This window comes from Curtobacterium sp. 24E2 (genome assembly GCF_016925595.1).
In the GTDB taxonomy this organism is placed as follows: domain Bacteria; phylum Actinomycetota; class Actinomycetes; order Actinomycetales; family Microbacteriaceae; genus Curtobacterium.
In genome coordinates this window covers 2021723-2040435 of sequence record NZ_CP068987.1, presented here as the reverse complement: position 1 = coordinate 2040435, position 18713 = coordinate 2021723, and the positions used below count along the sequence as shown (strand labels likewise).

At 69.3% G+C, this 18713-nt stretch carries 19 protein-coding genes and 1 pseudogene; 14 read left to right on the top strand and 6 right to left on the bottom strand.

Annotation, left to right across the window (positions count from 1 at the left end; all coding sequences use genetic code 11):
• Positions 1–71: 71 nt before the first annotated feature.
• Positions 72–845, top strand: a complete 774-nt coding sequence (locus JN350_RS10145; protein WP_240347256.1) for a DEAD/DEAH box helicase — start codon at positions 72–74, stop codon at positions 843–845.
• A gap of 58 nt (positions 846–903) precedes the next feature.
• Here the strand turns inward: JN350_RS10145 and JN350_RS10140 are convergent, their stop codons facing one another.
• Entirely contained in the window at positions 904–1683 is a 780-nt protein-coding gene (locus JN350_RS10140; protein WP_205462111.1) for an aldo/keto reductase, read from the bottom strand.
• 148 nt (positions 1684–1831) lie between these two features.
• Between JN350_RS10140 and JN350_RS10135 the strand changes: the two genes are divergently transcribed.
• From JN350_RS10135 to JN350_RS10120, 4 genes are all read left to right on the top strand, one after another.
• Positions 1832–2620 carry an HNH endonuclease family protein gene (locus JN350_RS10135; RefSeq protein ID WP_240347254.1) on the top strand — a complete coding sequence of 263 codons (789 nt, stop codon included), beginning with the start codon at positions 1832–1834 and terminating at the stop codon, positions 2618–2620.
• Between the two features lie 76 nt (positions 2621–2696).
• The gene (locus JN350_RS10130) at positions 2697–3362 is read left to right on the top strand and encodes a GOLPH3/VPS74 family protein (protein ID WP_205462109.1); all 666 of its coding nucleotides are present in this window, start codon (positions 2697–2699) and stop codon (positions 3360–3362) included.
• A 102-nt stretch (positions 3363–3464) separates the two neighbouring features.
• On the top strand, positions 3465–4268 hold the full coding sequence (locus JN350_RS10125; protein WP_205462108.1) for a glucose 1-dehydrogenase: 804 nt from the start codon (positions 3465–3467) through the stop codon (positions 4266–4268).
• A gap of 104 nt (positions 4269–4372) precedes the next feature.
• Entirely contained in the window at positions 4373–4786 is a 414-nt protein-coding gene (locus JN350_RS10120) for an SseB family protein (protein ID WP_205462107.1), read from the top strand.
• A gap of 50 nt (positions 4787–4836) precedes the next feature.
• On the opposite strand, the gene JN350_RS10115 is transcribed toward JN350_RS10120, so the two are convergent.
• From JN350_RS10115 to JN350_RS10105, 4 genes and pseudogenes are all read right to left on the bottom strand, one after another.
• A complete protein-coding gene (locus JN350_RS10115; RefSeq protein WP_205462106.1) occupies positions 4837–7095 on the bottom strand; it encodes a CHAT domain-containing protein in 2259 nt (752 codons plus the stop codon).
• Between the two features lie 97 nt (positions 7096–7192).
• Positions 7193–8527 carry a DEAD/DEAH box helicase gene (locus JN350_RS20845; RefSeq protein WP_461962839.1) on the bottom strand — a complete coding sequence of 445 codons (1335 nt, stop codon included), beginning with the start codon at positions 8525–8527 and terminating at the stop codon, positions 7193–7195.
• A 695-nt stretch (positions 8528–9222) separates the two neighbouring features.
• Positions 9223–10707, bottom strand: a pseudogene (locus tag JN350_RS20840) (TM0106 family RecB-like putative nuclease); the annotation flags it as partial.
• A gap of 114 nt (positions 10708–10821) precedes the next feature.
• Positions 10822–10992, bottom strand: coding sequence for a DUF1653 domain-containing protein (locus JN350_RS10105; RefSeq protein ID WP_240347253.1), 171 nt, complete (start codon positions 10990–10992; stop codon positions 10822–10824).
• A gap of 47 nt (positions 10993–11039) precedes the next feature.
• Here JN350_RS10105 and JN350_RS10100 point away from each other — a divergent pair, with 47 nt between their 5' ends.
• The 4 genes from JN350_RS10100 to JN350_RS10085 all read left to right on the top strand — a co-directional run bounded on the left by JN350_RS10100 (position 11040) and on the right by JN350_RS10085 (position 13227).
• Complete coding sequence (locus JN350_RS10100) at positions 11040–11639, top strand: TMEM175 family protein (protein ID WP_205462105.1); 600 nt, start codon at positions 11040–11042, stop codon at positions 11637–11639.
• An 18-nt stretch (positions 11640–11657) separates the two neighbouring features.
• Positions 11658–12029 (top strand): hypothetical protein, encoded by a 372-nt coding sequence (locus tag JN350_RS10095; RefSeq protein WP_205462104.1) that lies wholly within the window; start codon positions 11658–11660, stop codon positions 12027–12029.
• Between the two features lie 260 nt (positions 12030–12289).
• A complete protein-coding gene (locus JN350_RS10090; protein WP_205462103.1) occupies positions 12290–12754 on the top strand; it encodes a thioredoxin family protein in 465 nt (154 codons plus the stop codon).
• A complete protein-coding gene (locus JN350_RS10085; protein WP_205462102.1) occupies positions 12751–13227 on the top strand; it encodes a DUF4395 domain-containing protein in 477 nt (158 codons plus the stop codon). Before JN350_RS10090 ends, JN350_RS10085 begins: the two co-directional genes overlap by 4 nt.
• Before the next feature lie 146 nt (positions 13228–13373).
• Here JN350_RS10085 and JN350_RS10080 read toward each other — a convergent pair whose 3' ends face one another.
• Positions 13374–14138: an ADP-ribosylglycohydrolase family protein gene (locus JN350_RS10080; protein ID WP_240347251.1), complete on the bottom strand. Its 765-nt coding sequence runs from the start codon at positions 14136–14138 to the stop codon at positions 13374–13376.
• Positions 14139–14500: 362 nt separating this feature from the next.
• On the opposite strand from JN350_RS10080, the gene JN350_RS10075 reads away from it, so the two are divergent.
• The 5 genes from JN350_RS10075 (at position 14501) to JN350_RS10055 (ending at position 18548) form a co-directional block, all read left to right on the top strand.
• Positions 14501–15052, top strand: coding sequence for an NrtR DNA-binding winged helix domain-containing protein (locus JN350_RS10075; protein WP_240347250.1), 552 nt, complete (start codon positions 14501–14503; stop codon positions 15050–15052).
• An 85-nt stretch (positions 15053–15137) separates the two neighbouring features.
• Complete coding sequence (locus JN350_RS10070) at positions 15138–15374, top strand: hypothetical protein (RefSeq protein WP_205462101.1); 237 nt, start codon at positions 15138–15140, stop codon at positions 15372–15374.
• Entirely contained in the window at positions 15371–16024 is a 654-nt protein-coding gene (locus tag JN350_RS10065; protein ID WP_205462100.1) for a MurR/RpiR family transcriptional regulator, read from the top strand. The genes JN350_RS10070 and JN350_RS10065 overlap by 4 nt, the downstream gene beginning before the upstream one ends.
• 8 nt (positions 16025–16032) lie before the next feature.
• Positions 16033–16959, top strand: a complete 927-nt coding sequence (gene murQ / locus JN350_RS10060; protein WP_205462099.1) for an N-acetylmuramic acid 6-phosphate etherase — start codon at positions 16033–16035, stop codon at positions 16957–16959.
• A gap of 47 nt (positions 16960–17006) precedes the next feature.
• Positions 17007–18548 carry a PTS transporter subunit EIIC gene (locus JN350_RS10055; protein WP_205462098.1) on the top strand — a complete coding sequence of 514 codons (1542 nt, stop codon included), beginning with the start codon at positions 17007–17009 and terminating at the stop codon, positions 18546–18548.
• Positions 18549–18713 lie beyond the last annotated feature (165 nt).

The window sequence follows — 18713 nt, the reverse complement described above, 5'->3', positions numbered from 1 at the left end:
GCCTCCCCGAACTCCGGGGCGAAGCGCGCCAGCAGCTCACCGCGAAGCTCCGGCGGCGGATCCGGCCGCTCATGCTCCGCCGCACGAAGCAGGCCGTCGCCGCCGACCTGCCGCCGAAGCAGGAGCAGGTCGTCCGCGTCACGCTCGACCCAGCGCACCGCGAGCTGTACGAGCGCACGCTCAACCGCGAGCGACTGAAGGTTCTCGACCTGATCGACGACCTGTCGAAGAACCGGATGATCGTGTTCCGGTCGCTGACGCTGCTGCGGATGCTCGCGCTGTCGCCGGCGTTGGTCTCGACCGGGTCGGACTCGACCCTGTCGCCGTCGACGCCGATCCCCTCCGCCAAGCTCGACCTGCTGCTCGACGAACTCGAACAGCTCGCGGCAGAAGGCCGACGCGCTCTGGTGTTCAGTCAGTTCACGTCGTTCCTGCGGATGGTGTCCGATGCCCTCGACGAACGGGGCGTCGGCTACGAGTACCTCGACGGTTCGACCCGCAAACGCCCACAGGTCATCGAGCGCTTCCGGCAGGGCACCGCGCCCGCGTTCCTCATCTCGCTGAAGGCCGGCGGCTTCGGGCTCACCCTGACCGAGGCCGACACCGTGTTCGTGCTCGACCCGTGGTGGAACCCCGCTGCTGAGTCCCAGGCCGTCGACCGCACGCACCGCATCGGGCAGACCCGGTCGGTGAGCGTGCAGCGCTTCATCGCCGAGGACACCATCGAGGAGAAGGTCCTGGCCCTCGCCGCGCGCAAGGCCGAGCTGTTCGCCACGATGATCGACGACGACGCCCTGTTCGCCGAGGACCTGACGGCCGACGACATCCGGTCGCTGCTCGCCTGACGCGCGGTGCGCGGTACGCAGTGCGCGGTTGCGCGTCAGGCGAGTGTCGGCGAGCGCGTCAGCGGGCGAGCGCGTCGATCGCTGCGACCTCGGACGCCGACAGCTCGATGCGGGCACCGGCAGCGTTCGACCGGATGCGCTCCGGGTTCGACGACTTCGGGATGACGACGAAGCCGTGCGCGACGTGCCACGCAACGATGACCTGGGCACTGTCGGCGTCGTGCTCGCCCGCGATGTCGAGCAGCGTCGGGTCCTGCAGGTTGCTCGCCTTGAAGGGGCTGTAGCCCTCGAGCACGACTCCGCGCTCGGCCAGCCCGTCCGCGATCGTCTGGTCGTACTCGACCGGGCTCCACTTGATCTGGTTCACGGCGGGAGTGGTGCCGGTCGCGGTGACCAGCTCGTCGATCTGGTCGAGCGAGTAGTTGCTCACACCCACCGCTCGGGTCAGTCCGTCGGCCTGGGCCTGCACGACCTGCTCCCACACATCGGGGCGGGCCTCGCCGTTCGGTGGCCAGTGCACGAGCCAGAGGTCCAGGTGGTCGAGGCCGAGCTGGTCCAGGCTCTCCTCGATCGTCTCGCGCACGCGGTCGGCGTTGTCCGGCGGCAGCTTCGTCGTCACGAACACGTCGTCGCGGGCGAGGCCGGACTCGGCGAGGGCCTTGCCGACGCCGCGCTGGTTGCTGTAGCCGGTGGCGGTGTCGATGTGGCGGTACCCGGCCGCCAGTGCTTCGCCGACGGCGGCGGGGGCCTCGCCGTCGGGGATCTGCCAGGTGCCGAAGCCCAGGAGCGGCATCGACCCACCGGTGACGGACACGGACGGATTCGCGTAATCGGTCATGCGGACCTGTCTACGCCGTGGTCGCGCATCGGTTCAGAGCGTGGCGGTCCACGGCCATGTCCGAGGTCTCCGCCATGATCGTCGAGGCCACCCCGGCCGGCCCCACCGCACCACCGCACCACTGCACCACCAGGAGTTCCACGCACCCATGACGTCCCGCCGACGCCGCCGCACTCGCATCAGCCTCACCTCCGTCCTCGTCGTCCTGGCCCTCGCGGTCGGGGGCTACGCGCTCGACGCCACCGGCGTCCTCGGACCGGACGCCGACGCTGCTGCCGGTCCGACGGCGGTCGCCACGGCCACCGTCGGCACGGACAGCGACGCACCGGAGCCGAGCCGCGCCTCCAGTCCGACGGATCCGACCGTCAGCACGTCGACCGACACCGACGCTGCGGACGCCCGCGCGCTCCTCGCCACGCTGCCCGTCAAGGGCAAGGCCCCCGGCACCGGGTACGACCGCACGGGCAAGTTCGGCAGCGCGTGGATCGACGTCGACCACAACGGCTGCGACACCCGGAACGACGTGCTCGCTCGCGACCTCAGCGGCATCGTGCGGCAGGGGCCGTGCAAGGTGGTGACCGGCACGCTCGTGTCGCCGTACACCGGTGCGACGATCGACTTCGTGCGCGGCAACACGACCTCGACCCTCGTGCAGATCGACCACGTCGTCGCGCTCGAGAACGCCTGGCGCACCGGCGCCCAGCAGCTCAGTCAGCCGGAGCGGGAGGCCCTTGCGAACGACCCGTCGAACCTGTTCGCCGTCGACGGCCGGTCGAACTCGCAGAAGCGCTCGGGTGACGCCGCGACGTGGCTGCCGGCGAACAAGGCCTTCCGCTGCGACTACATCGAGCATCAGGTGGCCGTGAAGGCGAAGTACCGGCTGTGGGTCGTGCCCGCTGAGCGCGATGCGATGGAGCGGGTGCTCGACGCCTGCTGACGCCCGGCGGTCTGCCGCCGCTGGGTGTCGACCTGGAGGCCCGGCGCACCTCCGCCATACGTGGCAGGCTGCGGACATGGCTGAGCAACTCACGGTCCCGCAGGCGTTCGCGCTCCTCCAGGTCGAGCCCGACGGCCGCAAGTCCCTCGACTGGCAGACGCTGGACACCGGTCTCGCGGGAGCGGTCCTCGCTGACCTGGCGCTCCGCGGTGCCGTCTCGCTGCAGAACGGCCTGGTCACCGTCGTCGACGGCACCGCCACGGGTGACCCGGTGCTCGACGGCGTCGTCGGCTCGATCGCGGCGTCCGGATCGCCGCGCAAGGCGAAGTGGTGGGTGAGCCGGCTCGGGAAGCAGCGGCTCCGCGACGACGTCTTCGCCGGACTCGTCGAGCGAGGGATCATCAGCGTCGAGCAGGGCAAGGTGCTCGGGCTCTTCCCCACCACGAAGCACCCGGAGCGGGACGGGGCCCCGGAGGCACTGCTGCGATCGGGCATCGCGGACGTCCTGGCTCGGCGGGCGACCCCGACACCGTTCTCCGCTGCGGTCATCGGCCTGCTCGACGCGACGAACACGCTCCGCAAGCAGTTCGGCGCGGTCGACAAGGGCCTGGTGAAGGAGATCACCTCGGGCACCTGGGCGAGCCCGGCGGTGAAGGCCGTGCTCGAGGAGATCCAGGCCGCGGCGATGATCGTCATCATGGCGGCGACCACCGTGACGACGACCACGATCATCACGAGCTGAGGTCGGCAGCACCGGGCGGTCCCTCGCCCCCTCGACCGTCCTGCAAAACGACAGGTGTAGCCTAAAGGGAATTCATCGTCGAAGACCCCAGGAGGCCTCCCCATGCCCGAAACCAACTCCGTCACGTCCCGCTTCGCCGACCGAGTCGTCCTCATCACCGGCGGCGGCTCCGGCCTCGGTCGCGCCACAGCCGTCCGTCTGGCCGCCGAGGGCGCTGCGCTCTCCCTCGGCGACGTCTCCGAGCAGGGACTCGAGGCGACGAAGTCCGCCGTGCTCGAGGCCACCCCCGCCGCCCAGGTCCTGACGACCGTTGCCGACGTCTCCGACGAGGCCCAGGTCGACGCCTACGTCACCGCCACCACCGAGCGCTTCGGGCGCATCGACGGCTTCTTCAACAACGCCGGCATCGAGGGCAAGCAGAACCCCACGGAGTCGTTCACCGCCGCCGAGTTCGACAAGGTCGTGTCGATCAACCTGCGTGGCGTGTTCCTCGGGCTCGAGAAGGTGCTCAAGGTCATGCGTGAGCAGGGCTCCGGCATGGTCGTGAACACCGCGAGCGTCGGCGGCATCCGCGGCATCGGCAACCAGTCCGGCTACGCCGCCGCCAAGCACGGCGTCGTCGGCCTGACCCGCAACTCGGCGGTGGAGTACGGCCGCTACGGCATCCGCATCAACGCCATCGCCCCCGGCGCCATCTGGACTCCGATGGTCGAGAACTCGATGAAGCAGCTCGACGCGGAGAACCCCCGGAAGGCCGCCGAGGAGTTCATCCAGGTCAACCCGACGAAGCGCTACGGCGAGGCCCCCGAGATCGCCGCCGTCGTCGCGTTCCTGCTGTCCGACGACGCGTCCTACGTCAACGCGACGGTCGTCCCGATCGACGGTGGGCAGTCGGCCGCGTACTGAGTCCGGCACCTCCGACGCCCGGCCCACGTCCGCGTGCGCCGGCCATCGGCCTGGAGGCGCGGCTCGGCCCCGCCGTGTCCGCCGACCGTGACAGCATGGTTGGCGTGAGTACCGATGAGACGAACGGATCAGCCTTCGGCCGAGGCGTCGACAAGGCCCCGCCGACCGCTGCTGCCGAACTCCGACGGAGGATGGCGGCCTCGCCCGCGGGCTTCCTGCGCAGCGCGGCGTGGGTCCCCTGGAAGGCGGCGGGTACCCCGGAGGCCGGCAGCGTCGCTCACGTCATGATCCGCGACAAGCCGTTCGTGCCCGTCTTCACCGACCCGGACGAACTCGCCGCCGGCCTGCCCGACGCCGAGGGGCGTCCGGTGCCGATGTCCGAGCTCGTGTCGGCCCTGCCCGAGGAGTTCGGCATCGTGGTCGACCCCACGAGTGCGGCCGAGGCGAACTTCCTGCACGCCGACGTCCTCGCCGAGATGCGGGCGCAGATGCAGGGTGGCGTGCCGACGGACGCGTGACAAGCAGCGCACCTTTGGTCTAGGCGGCTCCTTCTCAGCACTCCGAGACGTTATCCCCGCAGTCCGGAGAATCGAAAGAATCGCCAGGTTGCCTCCGCCTCTGCGGAGAGCTCGGTCTGCCAATTAGGCAGATACCGCTCGAACACGTCCTTCAACTCACGAGTCACGTCTTTTCTCCCTGCTTCAAATATTGCTCGCGCCGCCGAGTACGCGTCCCAGGCGGACGCACCGGCAGCATAAGACGCATGAAAAGCCACCGCGAAGACTGAAGCGACTACATCATTCACAGGCGCTGAGGTCGAAACAACGGTCGAGCATCCTCGCTCAAGGAGAGCAACATCTAGGGGAACCGACTTTCCAATTGCGCCAATCGCAAACTCACCTGCGCCCGAATCGCACGCAGACAAGAAGGCAAGCCCTGTATCCGACGCATCGACGGAGCGAAGAACACCGCTTGCTGACATAAATGAACCCTGCAAATATATACCGGCCTCGTACTCACGCATACCGGTCACACCGTGTCCGGCAACATGAACAACACCTGGCCAGTTCCCGCGCCACGCCTCAGGTTCGACATTCACAGCCGCGTTGTAGAGGCTCGAGACGTAGCTCAGTTCCGCATCCACGGCGGGTATGTGATCCCTGCCCGCGCCGGAGTATCCCATCACCAGGACGCCGTCTCCACGACCACTCGCAGGCCTGCGCCGAAGTGAGTGAGAATACGATACGGTTTCAAATCCGAGACGGAGCGCGGCGTCATGCAGCGGAAGTGCATAAGCGCCAGCTCCTGCAGAAACTGTCAGATGCTTCACTCCTTCCGCCTGTAGCGGGACAAGCGGTCGCACGAGATCATCTATGCCAGAGGCGAAAGAATCTTCACGCCAGGCCTCGGTAGTGTCGTAAAACTGCCCGGAATACGCGCCGTCTTCAGAGCGATGCACCGCGGCAACTGAGAACCAGCCCAAGTCCTCTCGGAAGCCATAATGGACCACGGCTTCGCCCGGCGCGATTTCGGCGCCAAAATCATCATCATGAGGTTCACGCGAACGACTCTCAGCGTTGCGCAGTTCAATGACCGTCTCCTCGAGAACTTCGATGTCGACGATACCTCCAACCGAGTAGGTGTCAGCCGCCCTGTCAAGCACCTTAAGGCGGCGCTCCCAAGCTTCGCGAACTCCATCATTAGCGCTGCGCGGATCCAAGCCTGGAACCGTTGTCTCGAAGGCCGCTCGCTGACGTTGATCAATCGCTTTCATCAGTTCTTCGGGGGTCAGGCTTTCACTCAGAGGGTGGTTGGGCTTCCCACCCCATCGACCACGATGCTGCAATATTGGCAGGACCCAGTCAGTCGTGGTGCCGAAGTTGTAGAGATGCTTGATCACACCATCCGCTTCAATCCGATACACCTCGATACGCAAAAGGCCAATGGCCGCGAAAAGGTCTAGTTGCTCGCTTGACTGCCAATCTTCATAGCTGAAGTAGAACGGCAGCGTCGCCGCATCACCTTCGGGATCCAGCACGATGTAAACAACGACCCGGTTATCCGACAGGAACTCCATGCTGAATGCAGGACGATAAGTCCATCTTAAAAAATCGGCTTCATCGCGGGGTGATTCCAGAACCAAGTGAAAAGTCGGTACGAACCCAGTTGAATTGTGCCAGAAACGGGCACCGTCACCAGCAACAACGTCACGCAACCAAGGCGGCACCGTGCCGCCAGACTTTGCCGGCCACGCCCCGTCTGCCGTGAGCGAGGCGTAGGTCACTCGTCTCACCTCAAGGAGTCGATCGACCTGCCAGTCACGGAACGGGTCATCAAGGATCAAGCGAAGTTCGAGAGGCGATGCTATCCGGAGATCAGCTGGCTCACCGGTAGCCACTGCCCTCAGCGCCTCCGGCCACGCTGAATCCCGCAGCAGAGAAGGCGGATTCGATTCAATCCCGGTGTGATAATCACGGTCATCGAGAAGTCCGTCACCCAAAGCCTCTTCGAGTCTGCGGAGGAGGTGCGACCGCAAGAGGAACGCGTGCAACGCCGTTTTGCCGAAAGATTCCCAGCGAACCGCTGCCCAGATCAGCGACACGGTCGCCATCACGGGCTCGGCGACAATCTCCGGAGCAACCCTCCCGGAACGCCAGAGGTCGATCAATCGCCGAACTTCATCGGCACTCACTTCCCCGCCGAACGTCAGATCCTCGTTGTCCACACCGAGCAAGTGCCCCTGCCCGACGAGCATCGCGACGAGCGCTCGGCTGATAGGAGGCATCGCCTCCAACCCGGGCATCTTCGGCAGGACGCTCGGGGACATCAAGGACTCCGCCGTCTGCCGGTACCATTGGTGCCTTAATGAGTCAACGTCAGGTTTATGCATGGACGAGAGTCTGTCATAGCGCGTTGCCTTGCTGCTACAACACGCACATTCCGGCGAGGTGAACGGGTTCTACCAACTCGATGAAGCGGGACAACAGGGACAAGCCCGCGATCGACGGGGGCAGTCCGGTGGTCAGCGCCGGTGAGTGCACGAGGTACGCCGCCCACTTCGCCCGCGAGATCGCCACGTTCAGCCGGTTCGGCATGAGCAGGAAGTCGAGGCCGCGCGGGATGTCGGCTGCGCTCGACGCCGCCAGGGACACGATCGACACCACGGCCTCGCGGCCCTGGAACAGGTCGACCGTGCCGACCTGGGTACCCCTGAAGCCTGCACGGTCGAGCTCCTGACGGATCAGGGCACCCTGCGCGTTGTACGGGGCGACGACGATGACGTCCTCGTCGGTCAGGGTGCGAGCGTCCGAGCCGTCGGTCCAGGTCCGCCCGACGACATCGCCGACGAGGGCCACCACGCGGGCGGCTTCCTCCGGTGACGAGGTCGTGTTGCCCGCGTGCACGACCGGCGCGGGGTGCACGCCCGCGTCGATGCCGTCGAGGTGCCGACCGGACACCATCGACGCAAGCTGCCCGTCGTAGGACAACGCCGACACGGACTCGGTGAGCGCCGGCTCCATGCGCCGGGTGCGGGCCAGGAAGTAGCCGAACTCCGGCGGCAGGACGTGCTCGCCGTCTGCCAGCCACCCGAGCGCGGACTCGTCGACGGGCTCCGGGTGGGAGCCCTGCGAGACCTGCGGGAGCTGCTGCGGGTCCCCGAGCAGCAGGAGTCGGGTCGCGGCGATCGAGGACGCGATCGTCGGTGCGAGCGAGAACTGCCCGGCCTCATCGACGACGAGCAGGTCGAGTGACCGGCGCTCGATCGTCGACGCGTTCGCGAACGTCCACGCGGTCCCGCCGACCACACCGCCGGTTCCGGAGGCCTCGCACGACGACAGGAACGCGGCGACCGCAGCACCGTTCTTCACGGGCGTCCACGCGGCCGCGTCGAGTTCGTCCTCGGTCGCACCGGACTTCGGCACCTTCACGACCCGGTCCGCGGGCACGCCGGCGTTCACGACCGAGAACAGGAAGTTCTCGGAGGTCGCGTGGGACTGCCCGACGACGCCGACCCGCCAGCCGTACTCGCGGACGAGCCGTGCGACGACGTTCGACCCGACGTAGGTCTTGCCCGTGCCGGGAGGCCCTGGATCGCCAGGTACGAGTGGTCGAGGCCGAGCAGCGTCGCCACCACGGCGGACACCGTGTCGTCGCCCTGCACGGGCACGATCGCACCGCGTGGCGGCACCCGGCGCAGCAGGTCGAAGGCCGGGTCCAACACCATCGAGGGCAGCTCGTCGAGGACCTGCTGCCCCCACTCGGCGATCGCCTCGGGCTGCGGCTTCGCCCGGGGCGGTGCCGAGGGCGCGAGCGCGACCGGGAACTCGTGGTGCGGCTCCGCCCCGACGGGCAGCCCCTCCTTCACGAGCACCTCGACGGCGTCGCCGTTGTCCCACACGTCCACGATCACGGCGCGCGACGACGCGCCCTTCGACCCGGGGCCCGGAGACACGACCGAAGGCGGAAGCGGGTCGTCGTAGACGAGGTGGGGCGTGCCTCCCGGCCGGGGCCGCGAACCGGGCGCGAGCGTCCCCGACAGCCGGAGCTCTCGCGACTGCGAGCGGGCACGCGGCAGCGTGTCCCAGTCCCGCTCGACGGACGCACGCTCCACGACGAGCACGTCACGGGTGTCGGCCCAGTCGTCGACCGGGTTGCGCAGGCGGTCGAAGTGGTCCTGCCAGAAGGTCTTCGCCTCGCGCCGGTGGTAGTCGATCGCGGCTGCGGCGAGCGCCAATGCGGTCTCGTCGGGCGTGCGGTCGAGGGCGTCGACGTCCTCCAGGTGCGACGCGAGCGCGACGTACACCGGGTTCGGCTCACGCTCGACGGGGATCGGCGGGACGTCGAGCTCGAGTGCCGGATCCGCTGCGTCCGGGTCGTCGGCGCGCAGGGTGCGGAGCCAGTCACGCAGCCGCAGGGTCGAGCGGCAGTCGTAGGCGTTGTAGTCGGCGACCTCGTCGAGCATGTGCTGGCCGGCGGCGGGGTCGCCGTTCCGGAGCTCCTCGATCGCGTCGACGTAGGCGGTGATGCTGTCGGCCGCGTTCGTCACATCGCTGAGCCGCAGGTCGTCGCCCATGTACAGCGGCTCGAGCTTCTTGATCGAGTAGCTGTGGCTGCCGACGACCAGGGCCTTGCGGACGATCGGGTACAGGTCGACCAGGACACCAGCGCGCAGCAGGTCGTCGACGGCCTCTTCACCGACCCCGTGCCGGGCGGCGAGCGACAGCAGGTGCGTCCGCTCGTAGGCCGCGTAGTGGTAGATGTGCATGCCCGGGTACTGCTGCCGCCGGGCCTCGATGAACGCGAGGAACTGCTCCAGCGCAACCCGCTCGTCGCGGATCGTGTGCGCCCAGAACGCGGTGAACTCCGCGCGGTCGTCGACCAGGCCGAACAGGTAGTCGAGGCCCCAGTGCACGCCGTCCTCGGTGTGCAGCGGGTCGCCTTCGAAGTCGAAGAACACGTCGCCCGGGTCTGGTGCCGGGATCGCGTCGAGCGCGCGGGCATCGAGGACCTCGAAGCGCGGCTTCGCGGGCTGGTCCGGCCCGTCGGCGCCGTTCCGTCGAGCGGTCTCCGTCTCGATCTGGAGGCTCGCCTGGCGCACCAGCCGATCCTGCGTTGCGCGGGACAAGCCCGGCACTGCCCGGGTGCGGACCGCCAGGTCGTCGATCGTCCGCACCTCGTGCTTGATGAGCTTCGCCCGCTGGTCGAGGCGCATGCCCGCGACCAGGACGAGGTCGCGGTGCTCGGCCACCTGGGTCGAGCAGACGGCGCAGCGGCCACACGACGAGTAGCGCGGGTCACCCCACCGCAGCGGCTCGTCGGCGGCGATGCGCTCGGCGATGACCCGCTGCAGTTCGGCGCGCTGCGTGCGGTACACCGGCGCGATGTCGGCAAGGTCGTGCGTGGTCGTCGTCCGGTCACCGAGCACCAGGTGCACCTGCGCCCCGGTGGGGATGCCGTGTGCCTGCATCTGCTCGGCGTAGGCGGCGAGCTGCAACAGGGCGCTGATCTTGGCGTGCCGGGCGAGCTTGGTGTCGTAGACCTCGTACTCGCCCCGGTCATTGCGGATGATGAAGTCCGCGAAGCCGATGAAGCCCGGGCTGTCCGTTGTGGGTGCCGCGTGGAACGTCGGCTGGTACAGGACGTCGGCGCCGTCGGCGAAGGCCTGTCGCGCTTCGGCTGCGGCGCGTGCGTAGTCCGGCGGGGCGGGGCGGTCGAACTCGACGACGTTCCGGGTCTGCTTGAGGATGTCGAGGTGGTCGAGCTCGTGCTGGTCTCCCAGCCGGGCGGTGCGCTCGAGCATGTCGTCGTGCGCCTCGGACAGGGGTTCCCCGCGACCGAGCTTGACGTCGAGCCGGCGCAGGAACGCCCACTCGCAGGCCGACCACGTGCTGAGGTCACTCGGGCTGAGCAGCACGTGCCCGTCGACGCCGATCTGCATGCGTTCCCCCGTCTCTCTGGTGCCCTGCGAGCCTAGGGCCGCCCGCCGACACCGAGGCCGTGCTCGATCAGTCGGTGACCGGCACGAACCGCGGCCCGTCGTACCCGTCGCGGGTCACGCGCGCCGTGAAGTCCGCGAGGGAGCGAACCCAGTGCCCCGCTCGCCGTACAACGCCTGGTAGACGACCACCGGTTCCTCAGTCTCGACGTCACGGGCGACGAGCAGCACCTCGTAGTCGTTGCCCTTGAAGTGGCGGTACCGGCCAGGGGTCACGTCGTCGCTCACACCCGCGATGCTAGGGCCGGCTGGCAGAGCGCTCCTACACTCGGGCCATGACCGAGCACGCTCGAACGGACCGCGGCCTCGACCGACTCGTCAACTTCTCGGACGCCACCGTCGCCATCGCGATCACGCTCCTGATCCTGCCGCTGGTCGACATCGCCAGTGACCTGCGCGACGGCGAGGGCGCGGGCGACCTGCTCAGAGCGCACTGGCCCGCCCTGCTCGAGTTCCTCATCACGTTCTGGTTGATCTCGCGGTTCTGGATCCTCCATCACCAGGTGTTCGAGCACGTCCGCTCCTACAACGCCCGGGTCATGCAGCTGAACTTCGTGTGGCTCATCAGCATCGTGTTCCTGCCCTTCGCCGCCAACCTGCTCAACAGCGGCGAGGACGACGACCGTGTCGCGCACGCGCTGTACCTCGGCAGCATGGTGGTGACGAGCCTGGCGCTCACCGGGATCGAACTCGTGCTCCGACGGAACCCGGAGTTGCTCTCCACGCCGCTGGGCGACTCGGCGCGGGGGCTCATCGCCGCCGGCCTGCTGTCGCTCGCTCTGGTCCTGTCGGTGGTGTTCCCGAGCATCGGCCTGCTCTGGGCCTTGCTCCTCGTGCTGCAGGGCACGGTTGCCCGGATGCTCCGCCGCGTCTGAGCACGGTACGGTCAGCGCATGGGCCTGGGGGACGCGGAGACCGTACTGGCACGCAAGAACGCGAACTTCGTCATCGATGACGCAGCAGCGGCATCCGGCTTGGTCCGGTCCATCGCGGCACCCGGCCGGTTCGGGATGCGCCGCCACGAAGCCGCGGGCGGCCGACTCACCCTGACCCCCGCGGTCCTCTGGTTCCGCGCGCACCCGTTCAACGTCGTCCGGCCGACGTTCGGTATCCCGCTCGACTCGATCGCCGAGCTCCACGACACCTCGCGCAACGTCTCGCGGCAGATGCAGGTCGTCCTGCAGGACGGGCAGCGCCTGACCTTCGTCATCTGGGGTGTCCGGGCGTTCATCGAGCGGATCGACCAGGCGCGCGCCGCGCTCTGACGACACGCGAGCCCACCCGCGTCACGTCGCCGGTCCACCGCGTCCGGCGATCGCCGCGCGCCGCCCTGGGTCCCGGCCCCGGCCCCGGCCCCGGCCCCCTTGAATGGTATGCCTAATCTAGGGACCGGCGACCGGCCGGCCGGCCGGCCGGCCCCGGACGCGAGCCCCTCCGCGATCGTCCGACCCCTCCGAGACCGTCACGTTCGGTCACGTTCGGTCACGTTCGCCCCCGACGCACCGGAACGACGTACCGTCACGGCATGACCGTCATCGTGGCCGTCGCCGTCCTGGTGGGAGTCCTCGCACTCGCCACCGTGATCGGCCTGCTCCTGCGCTCGAGGACGGGCCGAGCGGTTCCCCAGACCGGCCGCGCGCGCAACACGCCAGCCAGCCCCGACAGCAGCGTCGCTGACATCGCTCCGGCGACCGCCTTCGGCACCCGCGCCACCCTCGTCCAGTTCTCCACGCCGACCTGCGCCCGCTGCCCGGCGACGGCCCGCCAGCTTGACAGCCTCGCAGCGCAGCATGCTGGCGTGACCCGGCTCGAGATCGACCTGGCCGAGCACCCGCACCTCGCCACGCGCTTCAACGTCCTGCAGACCCCCACGGTCCTGCTCGTCGACGGTGCCCACGCCGTCCGCACCCGCTTCGGAGGCCCACCCCGCCCACCGGAGCTCGCCGCAGCCCTCGACACCGTCCTCACCGGCCCACAGGAGTCCCGATGACCACCACCCCCGACAATGCAGGCATCGATCCCCGCTCCCCGCGCTTCGGCGCCGCGATCACCACGGTCCTGCTCGCCCTGACGATCGTCCTGACGCTGATCCCCGCCACGTGGGTCGTCGGCATCGTCCTGCTCGCGGTCATCGTGGTGCTCTTCGCGATCGGCGGCATCGCCGGCATCCGCCGCCACCCCTACGGCGTACTCTTCCGTCGCTTCGTCCGGCCGCGGCTCGCCCCGCCCGCCGAGCTCGAGGCTCCCGAACCCCCGACCTTCGCCCAGCAGGTCGGTCTGTTCGTCACCGCTGTGGCGCTGCTCCTCGCCGTACTCGGCGTGCCGTACGCGGCCCCGATCGGCGCCGCCGTCGCCCTGATCGCCGCGTTCCTCAACGCCGTGTTCGACGTCTGCATCGGCTGCCTGCTCTACGTGTGGCTGGTCCGCGCGGGCGTCTTCCGTCCGCGACGCGGCATCGCTTGACGGCGGACGACCGGGAGGCCCGGCCCGCCTCCGCCCCGCCACACGCGCTGCCGACATGGTCGATTCCAGAGCGGTGGGCCGGCCCCACGAGCACGACCGGCCCGACGGCGGAGGCTCCCCCACGGCAGCCTCCGACGCCGGGCCGGTCAGACGGCGAGCGCCTGCTCACTGAGCGCGACGAGATCGTCCGCCCGCAGGTTCGGCCAGCCGTGCAGCAGTTCGCGCCACTGGGCCGGCAGCGTCGATGCGCCGTACAGCGCACCCGCGAGCCCACCGGCGATCGCGGCGACGGTGTCGGTGTCGTTGCCGGTGCGCACTGCGCGGACCAGAGCGTCCTCGAGCGAGGAACTCTGGCGCACCGCGGCGTAGGCGGCCTGCAGCGCGGACACCACCCACCCGTTCGACTCCGTGAAGTCGACGGGCTGCGAGTGCTCAGCCGTGACGATCCGGTCCACCCACAGTCGGCGACGGTCGAGGTCGAGCAGGTCGATGCCACGCAGGAGGTCGAGCTCGCCGGTCAGCACCGCGTGCCGGATCGCCAGGCACCAGAGCACGCACGCGTCCCCCGCGTCGGACTCGTAGTGCGTCAGGTCGCTGATCGCGCGAGCCGCCGAGGCGAGCCGTTCCTCCTCACCGACGTCGCCGTGCAGGAATGCGAGCACCAGCGGAGCGGTCCGCATGAGCGATCCGTTGCCGGCGGAGCGGCCCGTGAACTCGTGCTCCTGGCGGGCCGCAGCCCGCGCGACGGAGGCGATCCGCGCCTCCAGACCGGTCAACACGTTGCGCGTCTGGATGCCGACGTCGGGCGCGTTGACCGACCACGCTGCCCAGGCGGCCACCAGGCCGTCAAGGGCTGGCTCCGACGCTGGGTCGCCGCCGCGGGCGACCGTGCGGAGGATCGGAACGGCCATGCTCGTGTCGTCGGTCCACTCCCCGGCGCCCAGCCGAAGGAGCCGCCGCCGGTCATCGTGATCGGGGTCGGCTCGGGCACTGCCGGTCGGAACTCGTACCCGGCGCCGAGGGCGTCGCCGGCGGCGGAGCCGAGGACGGCACCGACTGCTCGGTCGTGGATCTGCGGGGTGGTCATGTGGACCTCCGGATCGGGTTTACGCGGGATTGCGCAAAACCGATCCTGCACCACCCGCCGCGTTTGCGCAAGTGTGCGTAAACTCACGGGCATGACCGATGAGTACCGCGACGCGAGCGGCCGACGACTGACGGACTACCCGCGGCCGTCCGTCGCCGTGGACACCGCCGTGCTGACCGTCCCCCGGTGGGCGGACCACTGTCCGTCGTGCAGGTGCGCGATGCATCCGAGGGCGACTGGCGACTCCCCGGGACGTTCGTGCACGAGGGCGAGCGGCTGGCGGACGCGGTGCTGCGGTCGCTCTCCACGAAGGCGGGCGTGACGGGGCTCGCACCGCAGCAGCTCCACGTGTTCGACGAGCCCTCGCGGGATGACCGCGGGTGGGTGCTGTCGGTGGCACACCTCGACGTGGTGCCGGCTCATGCTCTGGACCTGGACGAGTCCCGGGTGCGACTCGCGCCGGTGGTCGAGGCGCGCGGGATGGTGCACGGGCACGACGACATCCTCGAGTTCGCGGTCGCTCGGCTCCGTTCCGTCTCCATCGACGCGCCAGATCCACACGGGTTGCTCGAGGAGCCGTTCACGATGTCGGAGTTGCGGCAGCTGCACGAGGCGGTCCTCGGCGAGCGCCTGCTTCCGGACTCGTTCCGGCGAGCCATGCTGCCGAAGCTGGTCGCGACGGACACGAAGCGGACGGACGGGCCGGGGAAGCCGGCGACGCGGTACCGGCGGGGGTGACGGAGCCGCACTCCTTCGCAACGCTGTAACACGCAATTTACTTTCACCCCTGGCGCTCGCGCACGAAAGCCGCTTTCATAGCGGGATGACGATCACCGACCGGGTCGAGCGCGCCGACGCCTTCGCCCTCGTGCGTACCCAGTCGGCCACGATGCCGTCGAGCATGCGCGCCATCGCCGACGCCGTCCTCGAGGACCCGGCAGCCGCAGCCACCACGAACGCCGCCGAACTCGCCGGCCGAGCGGGCGTCTCCCCGCCACCGTCTCCCGCTTCGCCCAGCACCTGGGCTTCGCGAACTTCGCCGGCCTGCAGCGCAGCATGACCCGAGCCGTCGAACGCGGCATCCACGAGCGGGAGCACACCGAGATCCACGCCGGGGTCGCCGTCGACGACGACGTCGCCACCGTCATCGCGAAGGTCACCGAGGACGTCCGCGCCGTGATGGCCGACACCCGTGCCGCCCTCGACCCGCGCGCCCTCGAAGCCGCGGCCGTAGCAGTGAGCGAAGCCCGCCGGGTCGTCCTGTACGGCGTCGGCGCGAGCGGCATCGTCGCCCGCGACCTGCACCTCAAGCTCGAACGCATCGGCATCGTGAGCTCGATCGCCGACGACCCGCACAATGCCCTGACCCTCGCGAGCGTCATCGGCGAGCACGACGTCCTGGTGCTCGTCAGCCACTCGGGCTCCACCACCGAGACGCTCGAGGTCGCCCACGCCGCCGCAGCTCAGCACGCCACGATCGTCGCCATCACCGGCCACGCCAACGCCCCGCTCGCCACCGCGGCCAGTCACGTCCTGCTCGGCGTCGCCGGTGCCGAGAGCGCCCTCCGCCCCGCTGCCATGGGCAGCCGCATGAGCCAACTCGCCATCGTCGACGCCCTGTTCATCGTCGTCGCGCAGCGCACCGACGAGCGGTCTCAACCGCTCCTCGCCCGCAGCCGCGACGCCGTCCGCACCCACCACCGGAACTGAGCACCACCATGACCACGAAGCACGACACCCACGACGCCCTCCGCGACGAACTCGCGACCCTCACGACCGAGGCGACCGACCACGCACTCGACGACATCGACACGATCTCCACGCTGGAAGCTGCCCAGCGCATGAACGCCGGCGACCGCAGCGTGCCTGCGGCACTGGAGCCGTGCCTCCCGGCCATCGCCCTGGCGGCAGACTCGATCGCTCTTGCGTTCAGTCGAGGCGGCCGACTCATCTACGTCGGCGCCGGCACGCCGGGCCGGCTCGGCGTCCTCGACGCCAGCGAATGCCCGCCCACCTTCGGCACCGACCCGTCGCAGGTCGTCGGCGTGATCGCCGGCGGCGACATCGCCCTGACCACCGCCGTCGAGGGCGCGGAGGACGACGAAGCAGCGGCCGTCCGCGACCTCGACGCGCTCAGCCTGACGGCCGACGACGTGGTCGTCGGGATCAGCGCGTCCGGCAGGACGCCCTACGTGATCGCAGCCATCCTGGAGGCCCGTCGCCGCTCCGTCCTGTCGGTCTCCGTCGCGTGCAACCCCGACTCGGCCGCGGGGCGGGAGGCGGACATCGCCATCGACGTCGTCGTTGGCCCCGAGTTCATCGCCGGCTCGACCCGCTTGAAGGCGGGCACCGCGCAGAAGCTCGTGCTCAACATGCTCACCACGCTCGCGATGGTGCGCAGCCACAAGACCTACGGCAACCGCATGGTCGACGTCCGGGCCACGAACGCGAAGCTCGTCGCGCGGGCGTTCTCGCTCGTGCAGGACGTCACCGGCGCTCCGTCGGCCGAGGTCCAGGCGGCGCTGGATGCCTCGGACGGTGAGGTGAAGACCGCCATCGCCGTGATCCTGACCGGTGCGTCGGCTGCTTCGGCCCGTGAGCGCCTCGTCGCTGCCGATGGCTCCCTGCGTGCCGTCATGTCCTGACCCGTTCTCCCTCTTTCCGCTCGATTCCTTCCCCGAGGAGCACAGCAATGCCCGATGCACAGCAACTCGCCCAGCAGATCCTCGACTCCGTCGGAGGCTCCGCGAACATCGCCGACGTCGAGAACTGCATGACCCGACTGCGCGTCGAGGTCGTGTCCACCGACGCGGTCGCGCTCGACGAACTCAAGTCCACCGACGGTGTCATGGCCGCGCTGGCGGCCGGCTCGAACCTGCAGATCGTGCTCGGCCCGGGTCTCGTCGACCGCGTGGCCGTCGACCTGGAGGCCCTGCGCGCGTCCGCCCCGACGGCTGCGGCTGGTGGGGCTGGCGCGTCCAGTGCCGCTGGTGCGTCTGGTGCGTCTGGTTCGTCGCCCGAGGAGCTCGCCGCTCGCGGCGCGTCGATCAAGGCGACTGCGCGGGCTCGTTCCGACGGCCGCACCATGCGCGCGATCCGGAAGATCTCAGCGATCTTCATCCCGCTCATCCCCGCGCTGATCGCCTGCGGGCTGATCGCCGGGATCAACGGCATCCTGACGAACCTCGGCTGGGTGCCCGGGGTGACGCCGTTCCTCGGGGTGCTCTCGTCTGGGTTCCTCTCGCTGCTCGCCGTGTTCGTCGGGATGAACGCCGCGAAGGAGTTCGGCGGCACACCCATCCTCGGCGGTGCGGTCGGCGGCATCATCGTCGCGGCCGGTGTCGCCAACGTGACCGTGTTCGGCGAGACCCTGGCTCCCGGGCAGGGCGGTGTGCTCGGCGCGTTGGCCGGTGGCATCCTCGCCGCGTACGTCGAGCGCTTCATGCGGCGCGTGACTCCCGATGTCATCGCGCTCATCGTCGTCCCGACCGTGACCGTCCTCGTCGCCGGGTCGATCACGCTCGGGATCCTGATGTCCGTCGCCGGTGTCGTCTCGGTCGCGATCGGGACCGCTGCGACCTGGCTGCTCGCGAACGGCGGGGCCTTCGCCGGCTTCGTGCTCGGAGGCCTCTTCCTACCGCTCGTCATGACCGGCATGCACCAGGGACTCATCCCGATCCACACCACGCTGATCGACCAGACCGGGTGGACCGTGCTGCTGCCCGTGCTGGCGATGGGTGGAGCCGGGCAGATCGGTGCCTGCATCGCGCTGTGGGTCCGGTTCCGGTCGAACGCATCGCTCGTGCGAACCATCCGCGGTGCGCTGCCGGCCGGGTTCCTCGGTGTCGGTGAGCCCCTGATCTACGGTGTGACGCTCCCCCTGGGGCGGCCGTTCATCACCGCGTGCATTGGTGGTGCGTTCGGCGGCGGTGTCGTCGGGCTGTTCGACCAGCTCGGGCATTCCGTCGGGGCGATCGCCATCGGCGCCTCGGACCTGTCGCTCATCCCACTGCTGAACGGCTCGTCCGGGTACGGGTGGGCGTTGCTCGGGTACGGGTCGGGGCTCATCGTGGCGTACGTCGTGGGGTTCGTGGCGACGCTGCTGTTCGGGGTGTCCGACTCGGTGAGGGCTGACCTCGAGGCACAGTCGGCGCCCGCGGCACCGCTCGAACGAGTATCGCCGACCCTTCCGGTGAACGACGGAGATCGCTTGCGGGCTACGGCTTCGCGCTAAGGCACTGGAGGGCCCTCTCCTTCGCCCGTTACCTCGAGACAGCGCGGGCGCCGCGACATCAACGCTGACAGAAGGACGCGATCAGGTCGGCACAGTCCAACACCCCGATCGCAATCAACCCTGGTCTGACAAGGACGTTCGGCCATTCGCGAGCACCCGAATCAG